At 42.8% G+C, this 8281-nt stretch carries 10 protein-coding genes; all 10 read right to left on the bottom strand.

Features of this window, described 5'->3' with window-relative positions; all coding sequences use genetic code 11:
* Positions 1–887, bottom strand: an 887-nt coding sequence (locus tag RYO92_RS10305) for a zinc ribbon domain-containing protein (RefSeq protein WP_331648966.1), incomplete at its 3' end; no start/stop codon positions are given.
* 21 nt (positions 888–908) lie between these two features.
* Positions 909–1541 (bottom strand): DUF421 domain-containing protein, encoded by a 633-nt coding sequence (locus RYO92_RS10300; RefSeq protein ID WP_315370327.1) that lies wholly within the window; start codon positions 1539–1541, stop codon positions 909–911.
* 72 nt (positions 1542–1613) lie between these two features.
* A complete protein-coding gene (locus tag RYO92_RS10295) occupies positions 1614–2063 on the bottom strand; it encodes a DUF3290 family protein (RefSeq protein ID WP_007156248.1) in 450 nt (149 codons plus the stop codon).
* A 1-nt stretch (position 2064) separates the two neighbouring features.
* The gene (locus RYO92_RS10290) at positions 2065–2436 is read right to left on the bottom strand and encodes a RidA family protein (RefSeq protein WP_183684468.1); all 372 of its coding nucleotides are present in this window, start codon (positions 2434–2436) and stop codon (positions 2065–2067) included.
* Between the two features lie 178 nt (positions 2437–2614).
* Complete coding sequence (ilvN, locus tag RYO92_RS10285; RefSeq protein WP_007156250.1) at positions 2615–3103, bottom strand: acetolactate synthase small subunit; 489 nt, start codon at positions 3101–3103, stop codon at positions 2615–2617.
* Positions 3103–4737 carry a biosynthetic-type acetolactate synthase large subunit gene (gene ilvB / locus RYO92_RS10280; RefSeq protein WP_315370326.1) on the bottom strand — a complete coding sequence of 545 codons (1635 nt, stop codon included), beginning with the start codon at positions 4735–4737 and terminating at the stop codon, positions 3103–3105. The genes ilvN (RYO92_RS10285) and ilvB overlap by 1 nt, the downstream gene beginning before the upstream one ends.
* A 50-nt stretch (positions 4738–4787) precedes the next feature.
* Positions 4788–5984 (bottom strand): threonine ammonia-lyase, encoded by a 1197-nt coding sequence (gene ilvA, locus RYO92_RS10275; protein WP_040648343.1) that lies wholly within the window; start codon positions 5982–5984, stop codon positions 4788–4790.
* Between the two features lie 61 nt (positions 5985–6045).
* Positions 6046–7059 carry a ketol-acid reductoisomerase gene (gene ilvC, locus RYO92_RS10270; protein WP_040648345.1) on the bottom strand — a complete coding sequence of 338 codons (1014 nt, stop codon included), beginning with the start codon at positions 7057–7059 and terminating at the stop codon, positions 6046–6048.
* Between the two features lie 120 nt (positions 7060–7179).
* Positions 7180–7431, bottom strand: coding sequence for an acetolactate synthase small subunit (gene ilvN / locus RYO92_RS10265; RefSeq protein ID WP_007156254.1), 252 nt, complete (start codon positions 7429–7431; stop codon positions 7180–7182).
* Positions 7432–7445: 14 nt separating this feature from the next.
* On the bottom strand, positions 7446–8281 hold an 836-nt coding region (locus RYO92_RS10260), incomplete at its 5' end, for a thiamine pyrophosphate-binding protein (RefSeq protein WP_315370325.1).

Below are 8281 nucleotides of genomic sequence, written 5' to 3'. Positions count from 1 at the left end.
TCCTCTTGAGATTCATCCTCTTGAGATTCATCCTCTTGAGATTCATCCTCTTGAGATTCATCCTCTTGAGGCTCATCCTTTTGAGGGTCTTTCTCTTGAAGCTCTTCTCCATGAGAATCTTCTTTAGAATCTTCCTCAGTAAATACCTCCGGTACAAATTCTTGTATTCCGGCTTCCTCTTGTTCCGATGTTTCTTGTTCCGATGTCTCTTCTTTCAGTCCTTCTTGTTCCGCTTCCTCTTGTATAGATTCCTGTACCTGAGCTTCTTCCTGCTGAGACTCTTCTTCCCCATGCTCTTCCTTCTCCCGGAAAAAGGCTTCAATGAAGCTGGCTTCTTCCTGTTCCTCTGAAAGAGCATCTCTATCGATTTCTTCCTGCTCTTTTGAAAGAGCAGCTGTATCGGTTTCTTCCTGTTCCCCTGAAAGTGTATCGGTACCGGTTTCTTCCTGTTCTTTTGAAAGAGCGGCTGTATTGGTTTCTTCTTTCTCTTCCGAAGCTACAGACTCCTTTACAGCCTCTGCTTGTACAGCTTTCTCCTCAAGTTCTTCCTGTGAAACATCTTCCTGTAAAACTTCTTCCTGTGAAAGTTCTTCTTGAATAGGCTCTTCCTCCGGTGCATATTCCAACTCTCCGGCCTCTTTTTGTTCCTCCAGGAATTCATCAACATTTTTCTTCAAAGGAAGATTTTCCAAAGACTCTTCCTCGCTCTCCGCCTCTTCCTGTGCCAGCATCTGTTGTTTTAAAAATTCAGGTTCCTCTTCCTTTTCCGTCTGAGGCTGTACTTCGAGATTCTGAAAGGGGGAGAAAGAAAGGTCAATCAATAAGCCACAGGTAGGACAAAACCGTTGATTTTCTTTTACTTCCGTACCGCAAACTTTACACCTCATAATCTCCTCCTTATTTTTTTATTAATAAAGGACAATGTTCAGATTTCCATTTTCGTATTCAGCTAAAAATACATCAGAAATCGATTCTACTCCCTGTTCCTTTAGTCTTTCCAAAAGCCATTCCTCTGTCTTATCAATACTATCCAAAGCCTTAACCTGAATTGTTCCATCCGTAACCAGAGGGTATCTTGGGTTTTCTTCCCCCGACATTACTACAATTAGCTGTCCGTTCTGCTCCAGTACCGCTTGCTTAACATTTCGAATACTATAGATATTATTGCTTCGTAACTTAAACATAATTTCGTGAGCAGTAAGCCCTGCCTTTCTACAAGCCTCTGTATCCAGTTTCCCTCTGCTAATCAACAAACTCGGCTCTCCATCTATGGCTTTTTTGAAAAAGGCGCTATTGGTTTTTAACCATCTTAAGCTCAAAACAAGGCAAACCCAAATCAATAAAATAATAAAATATTGTAAAAGCCCTATGTTCTCATTATATATTACACCACCGATAATGCCACCAAGAACGTAATTCTGTACTTGGTCGCTGGCAGAAGAAGGGGCTAAATTTCCTTTTCCGGTAAAATTTATGACCATTACAATGGACAAAAGTCCCAGTGCCAATTTAATGGTAATATTTATATAAGATACAACCATCTACTTCTCCTCCAAATTACATCAATACCTTATGACCCTTTAATTCTGCATAATACTTTAAGATACTATACTCTACTTCTCCACATCCACAATTTCTGTCTGAGGATTATACAAATTCATTTTTTCCAAAAGTATGTTTCCATCCACAGAAATAATACGGTAAAACTGATCTTCTTTGGTCTTAATAATCGCTCCATCTCTTGCCGCCTGGGTATTGATATACAAGTCCGTTTTATCTTCCTCCAATAGACCAGATGCCTGCTCAATCACTCTTAGAGCAGTGCTGTATTGATCATCAATTCTTTTATGGCTTTGATAGTTATTAATATGTACAGCAATTGTCACAAGCACCAAAAGTAAAGCAATTAATGATAACTCTCTATACTTAGTGGTTTTTTTATCTCGAAAAGACATAAACAATGCAAACAACAATAGAAGTGCCGCAACGGCTGCAAAACTAATTTGCAGCCAGTTGGTCACTTCTATCCTACTTAATAAATATTCATAGGAATAAAATTTCATATTAGATCTCCGCAATAGCCTCGATTTCACAAAGAACATTCTTTGGTAAGGTCTTTACTGCCACGCAGGAACGTGCCGGCTTGGAAGTAAAGTACTTCTCGTAAATGCTGTTAAAGGTAGCAAAATCAGCCATATCAGCAAGGAAACAAGTGGTCTTGAAAACCTTGGAAATATCACTTCCGCCTGCCTCGATTACAGCCTTAACATTCTTGCAGCTCTGCTCAGCCTGTGCTGCGATGTCCGGTCCTGCAACCTCTCCTGTAGCAGGATCTACAGGAATCTGTCCGGAAGCAAAAACTAAATTTCCTACAACATAGCCCTGAGAATAAGGTCCGATAGCTGCCGGTGCATTTGTTGTTGATACGTTTTTCATTGTACATCTCCTTTTCTGTGGAAAACAATTGAACATCTTTGATATTATCGCAAATCTTTTGTGAAAATACAAGAAATACTCTATGGCTTCTTTTTTATTTTCTTCCTATTTTTCTCCCTGTTCTATGGAAAAATTATTATTTTTTTCTTATAATCCGGATTTTTTGCTTCTTCTCTTCTTAAGCATTTCCCTCTGACAGCTTTAACATGGCTAAGGTTCCGGTTCTGGCACACTCCAAAATACTCACCGTCTTTAAAGTGTCGAGAAACATCTGGATTCTTTCCGGAGTATCACACATTTCAATCACCATCTGGTTCTTACTAAGCTCCAGAATCTTAGCCCCCAGAATCTGACAGTTTTCCATAATATCCTTTCGGTTTTCCCGATTATAACGGAGCTTTACCAAAAGTAATTCTCTGGTAATCCCCTGTGTCTCCGTAAAGGTACGAACCTTAATAATATCCAGCTTTTTATTCAGCTGCTTTTCCACCTGTTCCAGTGTCTTTTTCTCGCCGCTGGAGACAATCACCATGTTGGAAACGGAATGATCCTCAGTTTCTCCTACCGTCAAGGAATCGATATTAAAGCATCTTCTCCAGAACAATCCTGCAACCTTTGCCAAAACACCGGACTGGTTTTCCACTAAAATAGAATATATTTTTTTCATCACGCTACCTCATGACTGTCAATATACACTTCCAAAATTCCGCCTTCCTTCTTGCTAAGGAACGCAGTGATTTTAGAAGAAACTTCCTCATTTTTTGAAATGGCATCATAGGAAAGTCCATAGGCCTTAGCCAAAATGGAAAGGTCGGGATTTCCTGTAAGATCCACCATGGTGAAACGGTCATGATAGGTTTTGTGCTGATATTGGTGCACCAAGCCCAATACTCCATTATGGAAGACAATCAGCTTAATGGGGATATTATATTGTTTCATGGTAGCCAATTCCATCATACTCATCTGAAAGGAACCGTCTCCCATAACTGCCACCACCTGCTTCTTCGAATCGGCCAGGTAAGCACCGATAGCTGCCGGCGTAGAATATCCCATCGTACCCATACCACCTGAAGTAAGGAAGTGTCCCTCTTTCATTTGATAATTGGCGCAGGACCACAGCTGATTCTGTCCTACATCAGCCACATAAACCGCGTCCTGATTCAACTGCTTATTCAGCTCTTCCAGGAAATATTCGGGATGAACCAAATGATTTTTAGCCATTCCCTCTTCTTTCTTCTTCTGAAGAACTTTTTGAATTTCTCCCTTAATATTCTCCAATTCGGAAATCCAGGAGGAATAATGAAATTCTCCCTCTTCCTCCAGGCAGGCATCCAACACGCTGGCAATATCTCCCACCAATGGAATCTCCGGTCCTGCATTCTTTCCGATTTCCGCGGGATCCACGTCGATGTGAATCAAGGTCTTATTATCTGTAATTAAGTCCGGCTGACTAATGGAACGGTCTGCTACTCTGGCACCCATCATAATGATAAGGTCTGCATGATTCATAGCCTTATTTCCGTACGGTTTTCCGTTATTCCCCACCATACCGAAGAAAAGGGGATCATTTTCCTCCATTACACCAAGTCCCATCATGGTACAAACCACAGGAATATTGAATTTCTTGGAAAATGCCCGAACCCTCTCCTTAGCATCTGCCAGATGTACGCCACCGCCCACGCAAAGAATCGGACGCTTTGTAGCTGCCAATCTCTGGAACATCTTTTTAATCTGCACCGGATTTCCCTGTACCGTGGGCTTATAGGTTCTCATCTTAACCTCCTCCGGATACTGGAATTTCCGAAGAGAAGCATTTTGTACATCAATAGGGATATCAATCAGAACCGGTCCCTTTCTTCCGGTCATGGCAATATGAAAGGCTTCCTTGAAAATCTTAGGAATTTCCTCTACATTTCGTACGGTATAGCTGTATTTTACAAAGGATTCACAGGCACCGCAAATATCCGCCTCCTGGAAGACATCGGAACCCAGTAAAGCACTCTCCACCTGTCCTGTGATTACAAGCAAAGGAATACTGTCTGCAAAGGCAGTGGCGATTCCTGTGATAATGTTGGTAGCACCCGGTCCTGAGGTTACCGCACAGACCCCCGGCTTTCCGCTGATTCTGGCATACCCGTTGGCTTCGTGGGCTGCATTCTGTTCCGTACGCACCAAAATGGAACGGATTTCGCTGTCTTCCAGGCTATCATAAAAGGGACATATCGCTACCCCGGGATAGCCGAAAACAAAGTCCACCTTTTCCAACTCCAAACATTTTACAATGGCAGCAGCTCCTGTCATCTCTCCTCCTACTCTATTTTTCCAATCCTTGGATAAACTCTTTCAACTCTCTAAAGAATAGTAAATCCTCTTTGAATAAAGGCTTGCTTAATTTGCTCAATATGGGCAAAGTCTCTGGTATCAATCTGTAAAGTCAGATGACATCCGTTAATGTCGGAATCCTCCACATTGATATTGTGATCCACCTTGGTCACATTGGCTCCCTGCTCGGCAATAATCTTGGAAACTTCTTCCAGCTGTCCGGGCTTGTCCAAAAGAGGAATGGTAAGACTTGCTTTTCTTCCGGTTTTTAATAGACCACGGTTAATTACACGGGCCAGGATATTCACATCGATATTTCCGCCGGAAATAACTGCAACGACCTTTTTGCCTTTTACCGGAATCTTATTGAAAAGGACTGCCGCTACGGAAACCGCTCCCGCACCCTCGGAAACAATTTTTTGTCTTTCCATAAGAGTTAAAATCGCTGCAGCAGTTTCATCGTCTGTAACTGTCACAAGCTCATCCACATATTTTTCTACCATGGCATAGCTTAAGCTGCCCGGAGATTTTACCGCAATACCATCCGCAAAGGTATGTACTTCTTCCAGACTCTCCAGATGATGATCCTTCACCGCCTGCACCATGGAAGCCGCGCCCTGTGCCTGGACTCCGTACACCTTACATTTTGGATTTAATTTCTTAATTACAAAGGAAATACCGGAAATGAGTCCGCCTCCGCCTACAGGAACGACTACCGCATCCGCATCCTCCAGCTGATCCAAGATTTCCATTCCGATAGTCCCCTGTCCTGCCATAACATCCACATCATTAAAGGGATGAATAAAGACAGATCCATGCTCCTCCTGGAATTTCACCGCGGCTTCATAGGCATCGTCATAGACACCGTCTATCATTTTCACACTGGCCCCGTAGCTTCTGGTAGCCTCCACTTTGGAAATAGGAGCAATGGCCGGTAAAAAGATGGTGGACTTGGTGCCGCTGGCCTGAGCAGCCAAAGCCACTCCTTGGGCATGATTTCCTGCGGAGCAGGCTACAACTCCCTTTTTTCTCTCTTCCTCGGATAGGGTGGATATCTTAAAGTAAGCCCCTCGAATCTTAAAAGAACCGGTATTTTGTAAATTTTCCGTCTTTAAATATAAATCACAATCTGTTTGAATTCTTGTTGCATGTACCAAATCCGTCTTATGTATTACGGGCTTTAAAACATGGGCTGCCTGATATACCCGATCCAATGTTAATTCCATCTTTCTACTTCCTTTTTCTTTTAAAAAAAGCGGCACAAAATGTGCCGCTGGCCTAGGGCAATTATCTCGCTTGATCCAAATCCTGAACCTGCTTCCATCCCATCTTCTGACGTAAATCCTGACCTGTCTTGGAAGCCAAGGTTTCTGCATGTTCCTCTCTCATTGCTAAGAAGTGAGGTCTTCCTGCCTGGTTCTCCAAAATCCAATCCTTCGCAAAAGTTCCATCCTGAATGTCGGAAAGAATCTGCTTCATAGCCTTCTTTGCTTCCTCACCGATAATCTTTGGTCCTGCGGTGTAATCGCCGTACTCTGCTGTATCGGAAATGGAGTAACGCATTCCCTCAAATCCTGCATTAAAAATCAGGTCTACAATCAGCTTCATCTCATGTACACACTCAAAATATGCATTTTCCGGCTTATAACCTGCCTCAACAAGAGTATTGAAGCCTGCCTCCATTAAAGCGCAAACACCACCGCAAAGTACAGCCTGCTCTCCGAAAAGGTCTGTCTCTGTCTCTTCCTTAAAGGTTGTCTCTAAGATTCCGCCTCTTGCACCGCCGATAGCAGCTGCATAAGCCTTAGCCACATCCATAGAGTTTCCGGAATAATCCTGCTCACAAGCCACAAGGCAGGGAACACCCTTTCCGTCTACATACTGAGAACGAACGGTATGTCCCGGTCCCTTGGGTGCAACCATGATAATATTTACATTCTTTGGAGGAACAATGGCATGATAATGAATGTTGAATCCGTGAGCAAAAGCAAGAGTCTTACCTTCACTTAAGTTTGCCTGAATCTGATCCTTGTAAAGCTTAGCCTGCTTCTCGTCATTTACCAAAATCATGATAATATCGGACTTCTTTACAGCCTCATCTGTGTTGTATACGGTAAAGCCGTCTTCTCTTGCCTTATCGGCAGACTTGGAACCTTCATAAAGACCGATGACTACATCCACACCGCTGTCCCGTAAATTCAGGGCATGAGCATGACCCTGAGAGCCATAACCGATCACGGCAACCTTTTTACCGTTTAATAACTGTAAGTCACAATCCTTCTCATAGTACATAATAGCCATTGTTTTCTCTCCTTCTATACTTTTCCCCATAAGGGGATCCCTTGGAACAAATGCAGGGACTTTCCTTAAAGCACTGTTCCGCCTCTCTATTGTGAAGCCGAATTCCGGCATTTCACGACTTTATTCACCATCCATCTCCGAAAGAAGCTCTACCTTCCGTACGTCATATAATTTCTCCAACTGAGAAATTACCTGAGTACGCATATAGTCATCCCCGGTGGAAACGATTTCAATCTTGGTACACCCGGGAATTTCTGTAGGGCCGGCTTGGATAGATTCAATATTGTAAGCTCTTTTACAGTAAAGTCCTGTAATCCGATTCAAAACGCCGAAGCGGTTATTTACAAATAGGTCAATGGTAAACTTCTTCATCTTTCCTCCCCTCCTTATAAAATAATATCATCCACGGATTTTCCGGGAGGAATCATCGGAAGCACTTTTTCATCCGGATTAATGGAGCAATTAATCAAAAGTGGTCCGTTATAATGCTCTCTTTCCTTTAAAGCGTCTTCCAACTCCTTGCAATTTTTTGCATTAAAGCCCTTTCCGCCGTAAGCTTCCATCAGCTTTACAAAGTCCGTGCTTCTATCCAAAACCGTTTCGGAATAACGCTTTCCGAAAAAGGCTGTCTGCCACTGTCTCACCATACCCAAAACTCGATTGTTCATCAGAATAATGGTAATCGGTAAATTTTCATGAACCGCTGTGCATAACTCGTTGCAGTTCATACCAAAAGATCCCTCGGAAGTAATTAAAACGGTATGGGCCTTCTTTCTTCCAAAACAAGCTCCGATGGCCGCCCCCAATCCGTAGCCCATGGTTCCCAATCCGCCTGAACTTAGGAAGGTTCTGCCTTTTTCAAAACGATAGTACTGTGCTGTCCACATCTGATGCTGTCCCACATCGGTAGCCACCACCGTGTCATCTTCCGTATACTTCCGTAAGGTCTCCAAGATATGCTTTGGATGGAAATCTCCCTCCACTTTACTCTTGGTTTTTTCAAATCCATGGATTTCTTCCCACCACTTAGGATGCTTTTGTTCCTTCAGTTTTGGAAGAATTTCTTTAATCCACTTCTTCACATCCCCCTGTACGGAATAATCCGGGCTTATGTTCTTTCCGATTTCCGCCTTATCGATGTCTACATGGATAACTTTGCAATTTTGTGTATACCGGGCAATATTTCCGGTGGCACGATCGGAAAAACGAACTCCTAAAGCAA

Source organism: Oribacterium sinus (genome assembly GCF_963553175.1).
GTDB lineage: Bacteria > Bacillota > Clostridia > Lachnospirales > Lachnospiraceae > Oribacterium > Oribacterium sinus_B.
This window is presented reverse-complemented; position numbering and strand designations above follow the sequence as displayed.